15 protein-coding genes are annotated in these 17,747 nt (G+C 63.4%); 9 read left to right on the top strand and 6 right to left on the bottom strand.

The annotated features are described in order from the left end of the window. The first annotated feature begins 1 nt into the window (after position 1). Positions 2-559, top strand: a complete 558-nt coding sequence (locus tag ACZ5J0_RS14545) for a dihydrofolate reductase family protein (protein WP_464093350.1) — start codon at positions 2-4, stop codon at positions 557-559. Positions 560-772: 213 nt separating this feature from the next. Here the strand turns inward: ACZ5J0_RS14545 and ACZ5J0_RS14540 are convergent, their stop codons facing one another. Then, positions 773-1,384: a DUF305 domain-containing protein gene (locus ACZ5J0_RS14540; protein ID WP_464093349.1), complete on the bottom strand. Its 612-nt coding sequence runs from the start codon at positions 1,382-1,384 to the stop codon at positions 773-775. A gap of 716 nt (positions 1,385-2,100) precedes the next feature. Here ACZ5J0_RS14540 and ACZ5J0_RS14535 point away from each other — a divergent pair. From ACZ5J0_RS14535 to ACZ5J0_RS14510, 6 genes are all read left to right on the top strand, one after another. Further along, the gene (locus ACZ5J0_RS14535) at positions 2,101-3,144 is read left to right on the top strand and encodes an LLM class flavin-dependent oxidoreductase (RefSeq protein WP_464094731.1); all 1,044 of its coding nucleotides are present in this window, start codon (positions 2,101-2,103) and stop codon (positions 3,142-3,144) included. A 163-nt stretch (positions 3,145-3,307) separates the two neighbouring features. Next, a complete protein-coding gene (locus ACZ5J0_RS14530) occupies positions 3,308-4,219 on the top strand; it encodes a glutaminase (protein WP_166839800.1) in 912 nt (303 codons plus the stop codon). A gap of 15 nt (positions 4,220-4,234) precedes the next feature. Then, the gene (locus ACZ5J0_RS14525) at positions 4,235-5,086 is read left to right on the top strand and encodes a DNA alkylation repair protein (RefSeq protein WP_464093348.1); all 852 of its coding nucleotides are present in this window, start codon (positions 4,235-4,237) and stop codon (positions 5,084-5,086) included. Positions 5,087-5,176: 90 nt separating this feature from the next. After that, on the top strand, positions 5,177-6,454 hold the full coding sequence (gene cobA, locus ACZ5J0_RS14520; RefSeq protein ID WP_166839802.1) for a uroporphyrinogen-III C-methyltransferase: 1,278 nt from the start codon (positions 5,177-5,179) through the stop codon (positions 6,452-6,454). Positions 6,455-6,474: 20 nt separating this feature from the next. Next, a complete protein-coding gene (locus ACZ5J0_RS14515; RefSeq protein WP_464093347.1) occupies positions 6,475-7,941 on the top strand; it encodes an FAD-dependent oxidoreductase in 1,467 nt (488 codons plus the stop codon). An 89-nt stretch (positions 7,942-8,030) separates the two neighbouring features. Further along, positions 8,031-9,395, top strand: a complete 1,365-nt coding sequence (locus ACZ5J0_RS14510) for an MBL fold metallo-hydrolase (protein WP_464093346.1) — start codon at positions 8,031-8,033, stop codon at positions 9,393-9,395. Positions 9,396-9,492: 97 nt separating this feature from the next. Here the strand turns inward: ACZ5J0_RS14510 and ACZ5J0_RS14505 are convergent, their stop codons facing one another. From ACZ5J0_RS14505 to ACZ5J0_RS14490, 4 genes are all read right to left on the bottom strand, one after another. Then, the gene (locus tag ACZ5J0_RS14505) at positions 9,493-9,870 is read right to left on the bottom strand and encodes a nuclear transport factor 2-like protein (protein WP_142938269.1); all 378 of its coding nucleotides are present in this window, start codon (positions 9,868-9,870) and stop codon (positions 9,493-9,495) included. A 103-nt stretch (positions 9,871-9,973) separates the two neighbouring features. Then, entirely contained in the window at positions 9,974-10,654 is a 681-nt protein-coding gene (locus ACZ5J0_RS14500) for a FadR/GntR family transcriptional regulator (RefSeq protein WP_464093345.1), read from the bottom strand. Beyond that, a complete protein-coding gene (locus ACZ5J0_RS14495; RefSeq protein WP_464093344.1) occupies positions 10,651-11,937 on the bottom strand; it encodes an MFS transporter in 1,287 nt (428 codons plus the stop codon). The genes ACZ5J0_RS14500 and ACZ5J0_RS14495 overlap by 4 nt, the downstream gene beginning before the upstream one ends. A 75-nt stretch (positions 11,938-12,012) precedes the next feature. Then, the gene (locus tag ACZ5J0_RS14490) at positions 12,013-13,455 is read right to left on the bottom strand and encodes a PucR family transcriptional regulator (protein WP_464093343.1); all 1,443 of its coding nucleotides are present in this window, start codon (positions 13,453-13,455) and stop codon (positions 12,013-12,015) included. A gap of 144 nt (positions 13,456-13,599) precedes the next feature. Between ACZ5J0_RS14490 and ACZ5J0_RS14485 the strand changes: the two genes are divergently transcribed. Further along, positions 13,600-15,030 (top strand): gamma-aminobutyraldehyde dehydrogenase, encoded by a 1,431-nt coding sequence (locus tag ACZ5J0_RS14485; protein ID WP_142938273.1) that lies wholly within the window; start codon positions 13,600-13,602, stop codon positions 15,028-15,030. 59 nt (positions 15,031-15,089) lie between these two features. Further along, a complete protein-coding gene (gene gabT, locus ACZ5J0_RS14480; RefSeq protein WP_142938274.1) occupies positions 15,090-16,445 on the top strand; it encodes a 4-aminobutyrate--2-oxoglutarate transaminase in 1,356 nt (451 codons plus the stop codon). A gap of 179 nt (positions 16,446-16,624) precedes the next feature. Here gabT and rarD read toward each other — a convergent pair whose 3' ends face one another. Next, positions 16,625-17,713: an EamA family transporter RarD gene (gene rarD / locus ACZ5J0_RS14475; protein ID WP_142938275.1), complete on the bottom strand. Its 1,089-nt coding sequence runs from the start codon at positions 17,711-17,713 to the stop codon at positions 16,625-16,627. Between the last annotated feature and the right edge of the window lie 34 nt (positions 17,714-17,747).

Here is a 17,747-nt window from a genome sequence, read left to right as displayed (position 1 = left end):
AATGGGCCTTCTAACGTTCAGTATCAACGTCACTCTTGATGGTTGCGTCGACCACCGGGAGGGAATCGCGGACGACGAGACTCATGCCCTCTTCACCCGTCTTCTGGAGCAGGGGGGTGCAATGCTCTGGGGCCGTACTACCTACGAAATGATGGAGAGCTATTGGCCCTTGGTGGCAAGCGGTGAAGTAGACGCACCGCCAGCGTTGCGGGAGTGGGCGCTGACCCTGGAGACAATACCCAAGTACGTCGTATCGTCCACTCGGTCAAAATTCCCCTGGACCAATAGCCACCATCTTGTTGGCGATCTGCAGACTGCGGTGCAGGAACTCAAGGACAGGACCCCCGAGGGCGTGCTGGTCGGCAGCGGCAAACTAGCCACAGAACTGGACCGTCTTGATTTGATCGACGAATACAAGTTCCTTATCCATCCCATGATCGCTGGCCACGGGCCCACCCTGTATCAGGGCGGACTGCCCAGCACCCGGCACCTCAAGCTTGTCTCATCGGAGCCGCTCAGCAACGGCGCGGTCTACATGCACTATCGACGAGCCGATTGAGTGCCGGGCCCGCACCGCGCGCCCGTTTCCGCCTACCGCACCCGTTTCCGCCTACCGCACCTTTTCGGCGTGGGGACCGCTCCCTTTCGCGCCTTCCGCGCCAGAGGTTACGGGGGCGCCAGGCGGTAGAGACTGCGGTGCCTGGCGGAAAACCCGACGCGAACGCACGACGGCGACCTGCCGCCGTCGTGTGTTCGCCGTGCAACAGGCCTGCTAGAGGGTGGCCAGCAGGGCTTTCATCTCCTGAATCTCCTTCTCCTGCGAGGTCACGATGTCCTTGCTCAACTGGATGGCCTCCGGGAACTTGCCTTGGCTGGTCTCCGTCTTAGCCATGCTGATGGCGCCTTCATGGTGGGCAATCATCTGTGAGAGGAAGAGCTTGGACGCTTCCGTGCCCTGGGCTTCACTGAGTTTCTGGAGGTCGCTTTCGCTGACCATGCCGTCCATGCCGTGGCCGCCATGACCTGAGGAACCCATGACCGGCATGTTCCAGCTCTGGAGCCAGCCCGTCATCTTGTCAATTTCGGGTGCCTGAGCCGCTTTGATCTTATTGGCCAACTCCGTTATCGCGGCAGGAATGTTGGCCTTTGCGAGCATGGCATCGGACATCTCCACCGCTTGGGCATGATGGGGAATCATCATCTGGGCAAACATGACGTCCGCCGCGTTGTGCTCTGCAGAAGTGATATTGGTGGGCGCGCTGGTATTGGAGTTTCCGTGGTCCATTCCCGGCATGGAGCCAGGGTTCGCGGGAGAGGCACAGCCCGCCACAGCAAGGAGACCTGCAAAAGTGGCGGCGCTAAGGGTGAGCTGGGTTTTGTTCATCAGGGTTGTGGTCTTTCGATAGTGGGGCGGCCCGGGGCGCGAGCCATCCTGGTGATAAGCACGATGATTGCCTCGTGGTCCTACGTGGAGGGATGCGAGGCCTTGCGAAGGCGGCAAAACTTGGGGCCGCCAAGGCAAAACGCTTACGTCCTACTGATCGAAAGTTGACTCAGGGACGGCTTGGGAGGGACATAGGTCCACGCTCGCGGTGCTTCGACTGTGGCCCACGGACCATCAGCCAAGCCGCCAGCTCCGCTGCCCGGAAGCGGAGCGACCAAGGAGCCAGTCTTCAACGAGGGGGTGCAGTGCTCAGCGGTTGATTCTGCACATGAGCAGCTACCCGAGGAGCAGGACTGTGCATCAATGCTGGAACCCAGCGGGTGGTGGAGCGTGCTGGCTGCTTGGGAGCCGGGCGTTGAATGCCCGAGATGAGCACTGTGCAGCGCTAAAGCCTGAGTAGAGGGAGCGGAATGGGTCGCATGGGAGTCCGTCACCACATGCATGCCGAAAATTCCGGCAATGACGCCAAACACCAGTACGAGCAGGGAAGCCCGACGAAGGGGTTGTAGAAGTGCTGATGGGCTCACGTTGGGCCTCCTTCCGCCGACTATCCACTGGGGTTACGTTCACCTCTACCATACCCCTGGAGGGTATGGATGCAAACGAGGAATCAGCGTATGTGGAATTCCCTCGCCCCCCGCACGGTTGTCCTGAGCATGCACAAGAAACGGATCGGCTTCCTCTCCTTCGGACACTGGGCGCGTGTACCTGGCTCATTGGTTCCCACGGCTGGGGAGGCCCTGAAGCAGGGGATTGAACTCGCTGTCGCGGCGGAGGAACTGGGCATAGACGGGGCTTTCTTCCGGGTCCACCACTTCGCCCGGCAGCAGGCTTCTCCCTTCCCGCTCCTCAGCGCGATCGCGGCCAGGACCAGCCGGATCGAAATCGGCACAGGCGTGATCGACATGCGCTACGAAAACCCGCTCTACATGGCCGAGGAAGCCGCCGCCACGGACCTCATCAGCGATGGGCGTCTGCAGCTCGGCGTGAGCCGCGGTTCACCTGAGCCCGCCCGGAACGGCGCCGCGAACTTTGGCTACGTCCCCGCCGACGGCGAGGACGGCGGCGACATGGCACGCCGTCACACGGCGCTGTTCCGGAAAGCCATCGCCGGGCACGGTGTTGCCGAAGCCGATCCGCACTACGCTGGCGGAGCCACGGGGCTGCTACCCATCCAACCCCAGTCACCGGGCCTCTCACAGGGGATCTGGTGGGGAGCCGGCACCCGGAAAACTGCCGTGTGGGCCGCAGAGCAGGGCATGAACCTTATGAGCTCCACACTCCTCACCGAGGACACAGGCGTGCCGTTTGATGAGTTGCAGGCCGAACAGATCCACATGTTCCGTGAGGCCTGGGCCGCAGCCGGGCACGGCCTTGAGCCGAGGATCTCAGTCAGCCGCAGCGTGATCCCGATTGTGGACGAGGTAGACAACCACTACTTCGGCCTCCGCGCCCAAGCCGACAGCAAGGACCAGGTGGGCGTCCTCGACGGCGCGCTGTCCCGCTTCGGCAAAAGCTACATCGGGGAGCCGGATCAGTTGGCGGAGGAACTTGCCAAGGACGCTGCGGTTCAAGCGGCTGACACCGTCCTGCTCACTGTGCCCAACCAGCTGGGAGTGGATTACAACGCCAAGCTCCTGAGGAACGTAGCAAAGCACGTAGCCCCTGCCATCGGATGGAGTCCACACCTGGCCACATAACCTATGGCTGTGCGTAACGTCCCTGCGTGTACGCCAGCGGTCCACACGGAGCCGCTTTAAGGCAGGTAGTGTTGCTGGCTGTGTGTTGTTGCGCCAAGAGCGCGCGAACACTTGTCAGTCCCTTCAACGGCGAGGGGACTACGCAGAAAGCAAAGGTTATCCCGTGGACATTCAAAACCTTCTCGAAGATATTGTCGGGGCGGTTCAACCGCACATCGGCCAAGGCAAGGTAGCGGACTACATCCCGCAACTCGGCGCAGTAGACCCGCATCAATTCGGGATCTCGGTAGTCACCCGGGAAGGCGATGTCTTCTCCGCAGGGGACGCCCATGTGGAATTCTCCATTCAAAGCATCTCGAAGGTCTTCGCCCTCGCCCTGGTGTTGGCTGCCGACGGTGACCACATCTGGAAGCGCGTGTTCCGGGAACCTTCGGGAAACCCCTTCAACTCGCTGGTTCAGCTCGAGAGCGAGGACGGCATTCCCCGGAACCCGTTCATCAACGCCGGAGCCATTGTGGTGACGGACAGGCTCCTTAGCCTGACGGGCAACGCCGCCCACGCCGTCCGGGACCTGATGCGCCAAGAGACCGGCAATGCCGGCGTCGACACGGATCACCGCGTGGCGTCCTCCGAATTGGGCAAAGGGCACCGCAACGCCTCGCTGGCGCATTTCCTGGCGAGCTGCGGCAACTTGGAAAACCCCGTGGAGGAGGTCCTGAACTCCTACGCCGAGCAATGCGCCCTGGCCATGACGTGCGAAGACCTGGCGCTCGCAACCCGGTTCCTTGCATCCAACGGTTTGGGTGCAGATGGGACACTGGTGCTTTCCCCCGCGCAGACCAAAAGAATCAACGCTGTCATGCTCACCTGCGGTACCTACGATGCTGCGGGCGAATTCGCGTACAGGGTGGGGCTGCCGGGCAAGAGTGGCGTCGGCGGAGGGATAGTGGCCGTGGTGCCGAACAAGTGCTCCATCAGTGTGTGGAGTCCCGGCCTGGGAAGGTCGGGCAACTCGGTGGCTGGTGTGGCCGCGCTGGACGAATTCACTACGCGTACTGGCTGGTCGGTCTTTTAGGCGCATTATTGAGTGATGACCCCCAAGTCCGGAAAGACCCCAGACACCGGTAAGAAACTCAACACCGGGAAGACGGCCACCGCTGCCAAGGCCCCCAAGGCGGGCAAGTCCCCAAGAGCCGCGCTGGCGCCGGGCACCCAGCCCACCGCCGTCGAGTTTCTGGCACGGCTGCAAGTGCGGCAGTCCGACGTCGAACAGGCCAAATACCAGCGGTATTTCAAGACGGGCCAGGGAGACTATGCCGAGGGTGACTTTTTCCTGGGCGTCCGCATGGGCGAGGTTTTCACTCTCGGCAAGGAGTTCGCAGCCATGCCCCCGAAGGAGATTGAGGAACTCCTGGAGCAGGACATCCACGAGGCAAGGGCCGGGGCCGTGAAGATCATGGCCCTGCAAATGCAGAAAAAGAAGACCACTGAAGATCGGCGCAGGGAACTTTACGAGCTGTATCTGCGCAGGCACGACCGCATCAACAACTGGGACCTTGTTGACCTGGGTGCCGGACGGGTTGTGGGTGGGTGGCTGATGGCTAAGCCGCGCGATCCCCTCTATCACTTGGCCCGTTCGGAGGACATGTGGGAGCGCCGGACAGCCATCGTGGCGACGTCGGCGTTCATCCGCGAAGGCCAGCTGGACGACACTTTCGCCATCGCCGAGATCCTGCTCCATGACACTGAAGACCTCATTAACAAAGCCGTGGGTGGTTGGGTCCGGGATGCCGGGCGCAGTAGCCGCGAGCGCCTCCTGGCTTTCTTGGATGAACACGCTGCCACCATGCCGCGGACGGCGCTTCGTTACGCGATCGAGCACCTCGGCAAGGAGCAGCGGGCCTATTACCTGAGGCTCAGGGACAGTGTTTCTCCGACTTGAGCGGGGAATTATGTGACGTTGGATTACCCAGCGTTACCGGGTGTTTCCGAGCCTTTGAAGCATGTTACGGAGCCGCCCTACAGTTTTTTCATGGCAATACAGGACATTTACCCCACCGCCCTGCGGCTGCTCGGCCGCCCGGTGCTGGTGGTTGGCGGCGGCCCCGTTGCGCAGCGTCGCGCCAAGGGACTGCTCGACGCCGGTGCTGAAGTCACCGTGGTCGCACCCGTTGCCACCGAAACACTTCGCGGTCAGGCAGCATCCGGGCTTCTCACCTGGGAGCCGCGCGAGTACCGCACCTCGGACCTCGACGGCGTCTGGTTCGTCCAGACCGCCACTGGCGCAGCCGCTGTGGACACCCGGGTTGCCGCCGACGCCGAGGCTCAGCGCATCTGGTGCGTCAACGCCTCTGATCACGAAGCATCCGCTGCATGGACGCCGGCCGTTGCCGTGGTGGACGACGTCAAGATCGCCATCAATGCCGGGGGAGACCCTCGCCGCGCCATGGCCCTTCGCAACGCTGTTGCCACCGCACTGGAAACGGGTGATCTTCCGCTCCGCCGGCACCGTAAGCTGGACGCCGCCGGCAGGACACCCCTTGGCTCTGTGGCTTTGGTGGGTGGCGGCCCCGGCGACTCGGGACTCATCACCGTCCGCGGCCGACGCCTGCTGGGCCAGGCCGACGTCGTGGTTGCAGACCGTCTTGGCCCCCGTGAGCTGCTGAATGAACTCGCTCCGGATGTCCGCGTGATCGAGGTAGGCAAGACGCCCGGCCATCATCCCGTGCCGCAGCTGGAGATCAACCGCATCCTGGTGGAGGAAGCCCTGAAGGGCAACCGCGTGGTCCGCCTCAAAGGCGGCGACCCCTACGTCCTGGGGCGCGGAGGCGAGGAAGCAGAATTTTGCCGGCAGAACGGCGTCGAGGTTGAAGTAGTGTCCGGCGTGACGTCGGCAATCTCGGTTCCGGCCGCCGCCGGTATCCCGGTGACGCACCGTGGCCTCGCCAAAGGCTTCAGCGTGGTGACCGGCCACGAAGAGCTGTCCGAAGTCCCCGCACGCCCCGATCACACTGTGGTTTTGCTCATGGGAGTGGCGCAATTGCGTGATTCCGCGGCTGCGCTGGCAGGCTCGGGTCTGCCTTTGGACACGCCAGTAGGTATCGTAGAGAACGGGTATTTGCCGGATCAGCGCGTCACCATCGGCACTCTGGGCACCATTGCGGACCAGGCGGAAGCCGTCGGCGTGGCCAACCCGGCGGTCATTGTGATCGGCGATGTGGTCCGTGTCAGCCCCTTTGCCCCGCAACATTTCAAGACCGCTGACTACAGCACTATTACCCCCAACCGTCCCCGCGTCCGCAGTAACTGAGAAGAAGAAGGAACACAGCCGTGTCAATTAGCACCCCCGTAGGTTCTGCGGACCGTCCGCTTCGCGTCGCCGTCATCGGCTCCGGCCCGGCCGGCGTGTACGCAGCGGACATCCTGACCAAGAGCGAGGCCGTCAAGAGAGGCGAACTCACGGTCAGCATCGACCTCTTCGATCGCTACCCGGCACCGTACGGCCTGATCCGCTACGGCGTCGCACCGGACCACCCCCGCATCAAGGGCATCGTCAACGCCTTGCACAAGGTTCTGGACCGCGGCGACATCCGCTTCTTCGGCAACGTGGACTACGGCACGGACATCTCCATTGAGGACCTCCGCAAGCACTACGACGCCATTATCTTCGCCACCGGCGCCATCAAGGACGCGGACCTGAACATCCCGGGCATCGAACTTGAGGGTTCTTTCGGCGGCGCGGACTTCGTTTCCTGGTTCGATGGACACCCGGACGTTCCCCGCGAATGGCCGCTGGAGGCCACCGAAATCGCTGTCCTCGGCAACGGCAACGTGGCCTTGGACGTAGCGCGCGTTCTGTCCAAGCACGCCGATGACCTGCTGGTCACCGAAATCCCGGACAACGTCTACGCCGGTCTGAAGGCCTCACCCGTTACGGACGTGCACGTCTTCGGTCGCCGCGGCCCGGCACAGGTGAAGTTCACCCCGCTGGAACTCCGCGAACTCTCGCACTCCAAGGACGTAGACATCATCCTCTACGCCGAGGACTTCGAATTCGACGAAGAGTCCGACCGCCAGGTCCAGACGAACAACCAGATCAAGACCATGGTTGGCACGCTCACCAACTGGATCGCCGAGCAGCCCGAGGACCTCTCCGAGCTGAAGGCTTCCCGCCGCCTGCACCTTCACTTCCTGCACAGCCCGGTGGAGATCGTTGACTCCGCCGAAACCCCGGGCAAGGTTGCGGGCATCAAGTTCGAGCGCACTGAACTGGACGGCACGGGCAACGCCCGCGGCACCGGCGAGTTCGTCGACTACCCGGTCCAGGCCGTGTACCGCGCAATCGGCTACTTCGGTTCGGCCCTGCCGGACGTCGAGTTCGACCACAAGAAGGGCGTCATCACCAACGACGGCGGCCGCGTCCTGGACGCCGACGGCCAGCACGTCCCGGGCCTCTACGCCACGGGCTGGATCAAGCGTGGTCCCGTAGGCCTGATCGGCCACACCAAGGGCGACGCCCTGGAAACCGTCACGTACCTGCTGGAAGACCGCGAGAACCTACCGGTTGCCGAGGTTCCCGCAGCTGATGCAGTGGTTGATCTCCTGGACTCCCGCGGCGTGAAGTTCACCAGCTGGGAGGGCTGGCTGGCACTGGACGCCCACGAGCTCGCGCTCGGCGCCGCAGCAACCGAGGCCGGCACCTCCCACGGTGTTGAGGTCAAGCGCGAGCGCATCAAGGTTGTACCGCGCGAGGACATGGTCAACATCTCCCGTGATGGCGTAGCCGCACAGGTCTAGTCGTTCCATGCAGGGCGGGGTCACTCATTTCGGGTGGCCCCGCTTCTGTTTAAACCCAGCGGTTTTGGGCCTCAGCGGTACCCTGAAGCATGGATGTCGTCGTCATCGAAACTCCTCCGTTGGGCGACCGCAGCTACCTTGTGCACGACGGCGATGTGGCTCTGGTAGTTGATCCCCAACGAGACATTGACCGGGTGGAAGCCGCTGCGAGGGACGCGGGCGTCCGTATTACGCACGTTGCCGAAACCCACCTCCATAACGACTACGTCACCGGCGGGTTGGTGCTGGCCGAAAAACACGGGGCTGCCTATCTGGTGAACGCCGAGGACCACGTCACGTTCACCCGTGTCCCCGTTTCCGATGGCCAGGTCCTCCGCGTCGGCCGCCTTGTAGTCACCGTGGTGGCGACCCCCGGGCACACCCATACCCACCTGTCATATGTGGTGCGGGATGAAGCGCACGACGGCGGCCCGGCGGCTGTGTTTTCCGGCGGCAGCTTGCTCTACGGCTCGGTGGGGCGGACGGACCTGGTCTCGCCCCATGACACCGCGACGCTGGCACACCATCAGTATTCATCGGTCCGTCGATTGGTGTCCTCGGCTCATCCAGACGCTCCGCTCTACCCGACCCACGGCTTCGGATCCTTCTGCTCGACCGGGCCTGCCAGCCGCCAGGAATCGTCAACCATTGGCGAGCAAGCTCTCTCCAACCACGCACTGACGGACCCTGATGAGGACCACTTCGTTGCAGAGTTGCTGGAGAATCTCACGGCGTACCCCGCGTATTACGCCCACATGAGCCCTCTCAACGCCGCCGGTCCGGGCGCAGCGGACCTGTCCGTGCCGGATTCCGTGGAAGCCGGTGAGCTGGGCCGGCGGTTGAGGGCCGGGGAGTGGGTGGTGGATTTGCGGCACCGCGTAGCCTTCGCGGACAGCCATCTCCAGGGCAGCGTGTGTTTTGAGTACGGCCGCGGAGAGAATTTCACCAGCTACCTCGGCTGGGTGATCCCGTGGAACCAGCCCCTCACACTATTGGGACCTTTCGACGAGGTTGAGAAGGCGATCCGCGACCTGGCGAGAATCGGCATCGATAGTCCGGATGCCGCCGTCGGGCCCCACCCTGGTGAGTGGGCGCCGGGGTACCCGCAGGCAAGCTACCCGCACGGGGACTGGACGTTGCTGTTGGAAGAGCGGAACCCGGAGGACGTGGTCCTGGATGTTCGCCGACCGGATGAGTTTGGGACCTCGCACGTGGCGGGCGCGCTGAACATCCCCGTCTACGAGCTCTTGGGGAGGATCACGGAGGTACCGGATGCCCGGATCTGGGTGCACTGCGCCACTGGATACCGGGCCAGTGTTGCCGCGAGCCTGCTGGACCGGGCCGGGCGCGACGTGGTGCTGGTCAATGCGAGGTTCAGGGACGCGGCCGGGGCGGGGATCGAGGTGGCAACCTGATGCGTTGCGGTCCTGTCCTGACTGGGGCCAGGCTATTCCAAGCCATCAAGGCGGCGCAGCGCACCGATCCGGTGCAGAGGTACCAGCAGGGTACGCCTTATGGCGTTGCCTCATAGGTCCGGATTTTTGTGATCGCTGCGGTCTTTGCGGTGTTCGCGAAACGAAGCACATGGCAGAAGTTCACCACCTGACCGTCTTTGAACAGCGTCACGCCGTCAATGCTTGCTTCCCTGCCGTGGGTGATGACCGAGAGAACACGTAGCTCGACGGCCGGGCTCCTCGGCTCGGCATTGGCAAGAATTGCAGGTAGGCCCCGGGATGCTGCCTTTCCCAGAACGTCCCACTCGGCATCGGGAGAGAGCAGCGATTCCAGTTCTGTTGAATCAGCGCCTGCGAGAGCTACGGCTAAGCGGCGGGCAACCTCATGCCGAGGCGCGTTACCGCAGTTGGGTTCGGTGTGAACGCGGATGACCATACGACCAGTTTGGACTTTTCCTGAGGGCACGTGTCAACCGGACACGCCCTGAGTCGTTCCTCAGCATCACCTTCATCGTCTTCGTCGCCTTCATCGCCGAAAGTTACCGAGGCGCTGGGTCCGAGCAGTAATCCAGGTTCCGGTACACGCTCTGCACGGCGGCATCGGGATCGTGCGCTTCGAGGGCATCAACCAATTCGTCGTGGCCTTCGCGGGGGATGCCATTGAAGCCACCCTTGCGCTGCTGACGCAGGAGATCGTTGTGGAAGACACCGCCAAAGGAAGCGTAGAGCTGGTGCAGTAGCGGATTGCCGGAGGCCAGGGCTACGCGCTCGTGGAATTCCCAGTCGGCGCTGGCCCAGGTGGGGTAGTCCCCGGCCTGCCAGGCATCGTGCCGCAAGGCAAGGAGGCGCCGCATCTCGGCCAGGTCCTCGGTGGTGGCATGCTTGGTGGCCAGACGGGCTGCCTGGGTGTCCAGGCCCAGGCGGACTTCCACGATATGTTCCTGGGTGTGCTCCAGGTACATGCGCTGGGCTGCGCCGGACATCTCGCTGTTGGCCCTGACGTAGGTGCCATCGCCGCGGCGGACTTCCAGCATGCCGGAGTGGGCCAGCGCCTTGATGGCTTCGCGGAGGGTGCCGCGCGAAACGCCCAGTGTGGACATGAGCTCGGGCTCGGCAGGAATTCGCTCCTGCAGCGGCCATTCACCGGACTTGATCATGTCCCGCAGCTTGGCGGTGATCTCCTCGGCAAGGGCCGGGCGATGCGAAGGCGTAAGGGTCATGCTGTCCTCGGTCCGGTCTTGGTGGCAGTGCGCTTACTGGTGAGCATGTGGCAAGTAACCATGAGCGCCACGGCAACCACCGACAGCAGGCTCAGGGGCAACACCCAGCCGCCCGTGGCGCTGTGGAGAAGTCCCATGCCGAAGGGACCAATTGCCGCAATCAAGTATCCCAGCGATTGGGCGATGGTGGAGAGCGCGGTGGTTTCCGCCGTCGAGCGTCCGCTGCGGCTGATGATCACCAGAACCAGCGGGAAAATGCCCAAGCCGAACCCGAACAGAACAGCAGGGACAACGGCCAATGACGTTGGCAGCCAGAGCATGGCGGCAATGGCCACCAGCGTGGAGCTGCTGGCGAGATACAGTGCGGGGCGGAGCATTCCCGGCCGAGAGCCGAAGGCAAGCAGGATCATTCCGGCGGCAACGGACACCAGCTGCATCACGCCAAACTGCAGGCCGCTTTCGGAGGCGCTGAGGCCTTGGGACGTGAGGATGTATGCAAACCAGCTCATCACGGCGTAGGCAAGAAACGCCTGGAAGGTGAAGATTGCGGTGATCAGGATGCCCAAGCGCGTGCGCAGGAGAGGCCACATGGAGACCCTTGGACGATCAGTTTTGGTGGTGTTCCGGTGAGTGTGCAGGACAACCGGCAGGAATCCAAGCAGGGCCGCGACGCCCAGCAAGCCCCAGGCAGCCAGGCCCATGGACGGGGAACCGAGCTCCTGGGCCAAGGGAACGCTGACGACTGCGGCGAAGGTGGCGCCGCCGGACATGGTGAAGGTATAGAGGCCTGTCATCATGGAGGTGCGCTCGGAGTAGTGCTCACGGATGAAGGACGGCATGGCCACGTTGCACACGGCCAGGCCGGACATCGCCAGGACGGTGCCTCCGAGGAGTGCACCTGTTACCGGAACGCCGCGGACCAGCAGGCCGCCAGTCAGCAGTGCCAGCGCAATTGCGATGGCTTTCTCCACACCCACCCGACGCGTGAGCCATGACGTTCCCATGCCCGCAACCGCAAAGCACAACAGGGGGATGGACGGCAGAATCGACGCGACCAAAGCACCGTAGCCCAGTACCTGTTGCAGATCGTGGAACAACGCCGCGGCACTGGTGATGCCTGCCCGAAGGTTCAGACCGATGAGCACCACGGCAATAATGCCGACGACGGCGACGACGCGCGTCTTGGGAGCCGAAGGGTTCGCAAGGACTGCGGGGGCAACCTGGGCGTTGCTCACAGTGGGGATGTTTCCGGTGCTGGGGGTAAGAGGAGTCGTCGCGGCCATACCTAAAGGTTAGACGTTTGACGTCTAATGTCTAGAACTTTGTGGCGAACCTCTCCACGCTCACTGCAGAGGGGACTATCGCGGGTTGCGCGAACCCAACCGTTGCACGGCAAGGGCGAGCCACAGCTGCACCCGGTCTTGCGTCTGTGAGGGGTCGTAGCCCGTCAGCTCCGTGATTTGGGCCAGACGGTAACGCACCGTATTGCGGTGCAGGGTCAAGGCCTCGGCGACGGCGGCCACTGACCCATTGTGGTTCAGGTAGCTTTCCAGCGTGGCCACCAGTTCGGCGCCGTGGGCGGCATCGAACTTCCGCAGCGGCGTGAGGGACTCGCTGGCCATATCCGCCAAAGGAACATCCTCGCTGGCGAGCAACAGCGACGTCAGGCTCAGCCGTTCGGGTTCGTTGACCGGCAAGCCGTGCGCCACGGCGTCGCGCGCTTCAAAGTAGCTCCAGCGCAGGCCGTTTGGCTTCGTGTAGGCACCGCCGATGCCGATGACGGCGTGGATTCCGGCCTCCTGCAAGTGATCACTGAGGCTTTTGGCCAAAGCGGTGGCCGAGCTGCCGTCGTCGTTGATGACCGTGACCAGGTCCTTCCCGACGACGGCGCTCACGCCGGCTTCCAGCGCCTGGGGCAGGGAAATGCTGACCAGCTGCTTGTGGTGTGCTGTGGACTCCGCCACGAGCACCACGTTCTTCCTGGTGCTGTTGATTCCCACTCCAGCCAGGCGCCGGGCGGCCTCGATGCTCTCCAGAGTGCCGTGGATAACGTCGTCCAACACTTGCCCGGCCATGGCGCGCTGGGACTGGCGCTGCTTGACCATGTTGTTGAGCTCAACGCTGATGAGGTTCTGCGCGTAGCTGACTATCCCGGAGTCCACAAAAGGCTGCCTAAGCCACAGCGTGCATGCATCCCTGCGGCCGGTGGGAATCGGATACGAAGCCCAGCCGTCCGCCGTCGGGGCCGGTTTCCCAGCCACGCTGTTGTAAAGCTGCGCGCTGAACTGGGTGAGCACCACGTCGGTGCGGAGCATGCTGCCCAATTGTTTGAGGAGCTCGTTCAGGCCGCCGCCGGTGAGGAGTGAGCGTGCCAGGATCTGGTGCCCGGCGAGGAGCCGCTCCAAGTTGGAGTAGTGGTCAGCCGAATGCGATTCCGCCACCAGTTTGCCGATGGCTATGAAGGGGGTCTCGTAGGGGACTTCCACCAGCGGTAAACCCCAGCGGTTGGCTTCGGCGATGAGGGCTTCCGGAACGGACTCGTGGGTGAGGCCGATGCCGAAGCCGATCCCCACCGCGCCGGCGCGCTGGGCCTGACGAACGAACCGCCGCTGGTCCGCGGCGCTCTTGAGGCGGAGCCCGGTGGTAAGGACCAATTCGCCGCCGCTGAGGAAGCGCTGCGGATCTTCCAGTTCCGTCACGGCAACCCAGCTGATGTCCTGGTTCCAGGTAGTTTCGGCAAGGCCGGCCTGGCGGAGTTTCAGGGAGGGGACAGCGACGAGCGAAGCGAGGGACATTGCCATGCTTTAAAGCCTAACCCGGCACTGGTCAAGCGCACTAAGCGGAGGGCTCTTGTGTGTGCAGCTGGCTATTCCTTGGTCCACCTCCCTGGCATAGGCTCTGATCAGCTAAACCCATGCCCAGACTCCGAAAGAGGGTTGCACACCGTGGTTCAAACCTTGCAGAACTTCATCAACGGCGAATTCGTTACGCCGGCAGGTACGGGTCTTCTGGACATCGTGAACCCCGCCACCGGGGACATCGTTGCCAAGTCGCCGATTTCGGTGCAGGAAGACGTGGACGCCGCCATGACTGCGGCCAACCAGGCCTTCAAGTCCTGGAAGAAGGCCACCCCGGGCCAGCGCCAGCTGATGCTCCTCAAGCTCGCCGACGCCGTGGAGGCCAACAGCGACGAACTGGTCGAAGCCCAGCACCGCAACACCGGCCAGGTCCGCTCCCTGATCGCCTCAGAGGAAGTTGCCGCCGGCGCAGACCAGCTCCGCTTCTTCGCCGGTGCTGCCCGCATCATGGAAGGCAAGTCCGCGGGCGAGTACTTCGAGGGCCACACCTCCTACGTACGCCGCGAACCGATCGGCGTGGTAGCCCAGGTTGCTCCGTGGAACTACCCGTTCCTCATGGCTATCTGGAAGATCGGCCCCGCGCTGGCCGCAGGCAACACCGTGGTCCTGAAGCCCTCGGACACCACTCCTGAGTCCACCCTCGTATTGGCACGTCTCGCCGGGGAGATCTTCCCGGCCGGTGTCCTCAACGTTGTCCTCGGCACCGGCGAAACCGGCGCCATGATGGTTGACCACAAGGTCCCCGGGTTGGTTTCCATCACCGGCTCCGTCCGCGCAGGCATCGCCGTGGCAAGCGGCGCAGCCAAGGGCCTCAAGCGTGCCCACCTGGAACTTGGCGGCAAGGCTCCGGCCATTGTGTTCAAGGACGCCGACATCAAGAAGAGCGCCGCGGCCATCGCCGAGTTCGCTTTCTTCAACGCCGGCCAGGACTGCACGGCCATCACCCGCGTTCTGGTGGAAGACTCCGTTCACGACGACGTCGTGGCAGCCATGGTGGAGCACACCAAGACCCTGCACACCGGTTCGCAGAACGACGAAGACAACTACTTCGGCCCGCTCAACAACGTGAACCACTTCAACGCGGTCACGTCCGTGGTGGAGAACCTGCCGGCCAACTGCAAGATCGAGACCGGCGGCCACCGGGCAGGGGAGAAGGGCTTCTTCTTCGAACCCACCATCATCTCCGGCGCCAAGCAGACCGATGACATTGTGCAGAAGGAGACCTTCGGCCCGGTCATCACTGTCCAAAAGTTCAGCTCGGAAGAAGAAGCGCTGGAGCTGGCCAACGACGTCGAATACGCCCTGGCGTCCAGCGTCTGGACCACCGACCACGGCACGGCCATGCGCATGAGCCGCGACCTTGACTTCGGTGCAGTCTGGATCAACACCCACATCCTCCTGACGGCAGAGATGCCGCACGGTGGCTTCAAGCAGTCCGGCTACGGCAAGGACCTCTCCATGTACGGCGTTGAGGACTACACGCGCATCAAGCACGTCATGTCCGCACTCGATGCATAACCCGGCTGCATAGCGCAGCCGCGTAACCCGTACGAATTTCCCAGAAAGGCAACCACCCCATGACCACCACCGCGAACGAGCTCTCGTACCGCATCGAGCAGAAGCGCAACATCAACGGCACCTTCCCCGGACCCAAGTCGCAGGCACTTGCCGAGCGTCGCGCCGCCGTCGTTGCTGCCGGAGTTGCGTCCGGCGTCCCTGTCTACGTTGAAGACGCCGACGGCGGAATCATCCGCGACGTCGACGGCAACTCCTTCATTGACCTCGGCTCAGGCATCGCCGTGACCAGCGTCGGCGCGTCCGATCCCGCCGTCGTCGCCGCTGTCCAGGAAGCTGCCACGCACTTCACCCACACCTGCTTCATGGTGACCCCGTACGAGGGCTACGTTGCAGTTGCCGAGCAGCTCAACCGCCTCACCCCGGGCGACCACGCCAAGCGCACCGTGCTGTTCAACTCCGGCGCTGAAGCCGTGGAAAACGCCGTCAAGGTTGCCCGCCTGGCCACCGGCCGCGACGCCGTCGTAGCCTTCGACCACGCCTACCACGGCCGCACCAACCTGACCATGGCACTGACTGCCAAGGCCATGCCGTACAAGACCAACTTCGGCCCGTTCGCGCCCGAGGTCTACCGCATGCCCATGAGCTACCCGTTCCGTGAAGAGAACCCGGAAATCACCGGTGCCGAGGCTGCCAAGCGTGCCATCACCATGATCGAGAAGCAGATCGGTGGCGACCAGGTTGCCGCGATCATCATCGAACCCATCCAGGGCGAAGGTGGCTTCATTGTTCCGGCCGAAGGCTTCCTCCCGGCACTGTCCGCATGGGCCAAGGAAAAGGGCATCGTCTTCATCGCTGACGAGGTCCAGTCCGGCTTCTGCCGCACGGGCGAGTGGTTCGCCGTTGACCACGAAGGTGTTGTCCCGGACATCATCACCATGGCCAAGGGCATCGCCGGCGGCCTTCCGCTCTCGGCCATCACCGGCCGCGCCGACCTCCTCGACGCCGTTCACCCCGGCGGCCTCGGCGGCACCTACGGTGGCAACCCGGTTGCCTGCGCCGCAGCACTGGCAGCCATCGACACCATGGAACAGCACGACCTCAACGGTCGCGCCCGCCACATCGAAGAGCTCGCCCTGGGCAAGCTCCGCGAACTGGCTGAAGAAGTTTCCGTGGTTGGCGACATCCGTGGCCGCGGCGCCATGCTGGCCATCGAGCTCGTTCAGTCCGGCTCCAAGGAACCGAACGCCGAGCTCACCAAGGCTGTTGCGGCTGCTTGCCTCAAAGAAGGCGTCGTGATCCTGACTTGCGGTACCTACGGCAACGTGATCCGCCTGCTCCCGCCGCTGGTCATCAGCGACGAACTGCTGATCGACGGCCTGGAGGTTCTCGCGAACGCCATCAAGGCTCACGCGTAAGTTTCACCCACAAGCAGGGCCGGATTCAATCGTGGATCCGGCCCTGCTTGCTTTAACCGGTCGCGCTCTCACATCCCACCGGTCTTTCGGGATTGCTCTCTCACATCCGGCAGGTTTTTGGCGGTTCCTCTCTCAGCTTCCGCCGGGCACGGGTGGCGGGGGCCGACGGCGGCTCCGGGCTAGGCCGCGGCCGTTGCCTCGCGTCGGGCCTGCTTTTTCATGACGGAGTTCTTGCGCGTTGTCCGGAGCATGTCCACTGTCAGCAAAACCAGGGCCAACCACACCACGCAAAAGCCGATCCAACGGGCCGTGGTCATGGTTTCGTGGAACACCGTCAGCGCCACAATGAACTGGAGGACCGGGGCAAAGTACTGCAGCAGCCCGATGGTGGTCATGGGCAGGCGGCGTGCGGAGGCACCGAAGAAGAGCAGCGGCACGGCGGTGATCACGCCCGAGGCCACCAGCAACCAGAAGTGGCCGGCGCCTTGGGTGGTGAGCGTTGCAGCGCCCGTCACGCCCAGGACAACCATGGTGATACCGGCGAGGGGAGCCAACACCACGGTCTCGACGCTGAGGCTGGTGAGGGCGTCAACCTTGGGTCCCACGCGCTTCTTGACGAAGCCGTAGAGGCCAAAGCTGAACGCGAGGATCAAGGCGATCCAGGGAAGCTGCCCGTAGGAGAACGTCAGCACTCCAACGGCCACGAACCCGATGCCCACAGCTGCCCACTGCAGGGGACGCAGCTTCTCCTTCAGGACGAAAACGCCGAGCAACACCGAAACCAACGGGTTGATGAAATAGCCCAGAGACGTCTCAACGGCGTGCCCGGTGGTGACACCAAAGGTATATGTCAGCCAGTTGATGGCAATCAGCACAGCAGCCAAGGCTAACGGGCCGAACACAGTGCGGTCCTTAACCGCAGCGCCGAAAACCCGCCAGGCCCGGGTGATGGTGATGAGCAGGGCACAGAAGATCAAGGACCACACGATCCGGTTGGCTACGATCTCGATGGCGCTGGCCGGCATCAGGACAAAGAAGTACAGCGGAAGCAGGCCCCACAGGCCGTAAGCGCCGATGCCGAACAGGATTCCCGCGGTCGACTCGCTCCTCATGGGCTTGCCGCCCGCTTTACCGGAACCGCCGGTACCACCAACGCCGCCGCCGACGGTCGCCGTCGTTGGCTGGTTTGAAGAGGGTGGGTTGGCAGCTATCTGATCCGGAGTCGACACAATGTCGCCAACGCCACCTCCCCCAGCAATATTCCGCAATCTTTACTAATTTCTGTGACTCCTGCCATATAGG

The sequence above is a fragment of the Arthrobacter sp. DualSoilB13 genome (assembly GCF_055389195.1).
Note: the sequence above shows the minus strand (reverse complement) of the source record. Positions and strands in the feature narration are given on the sequence as shown.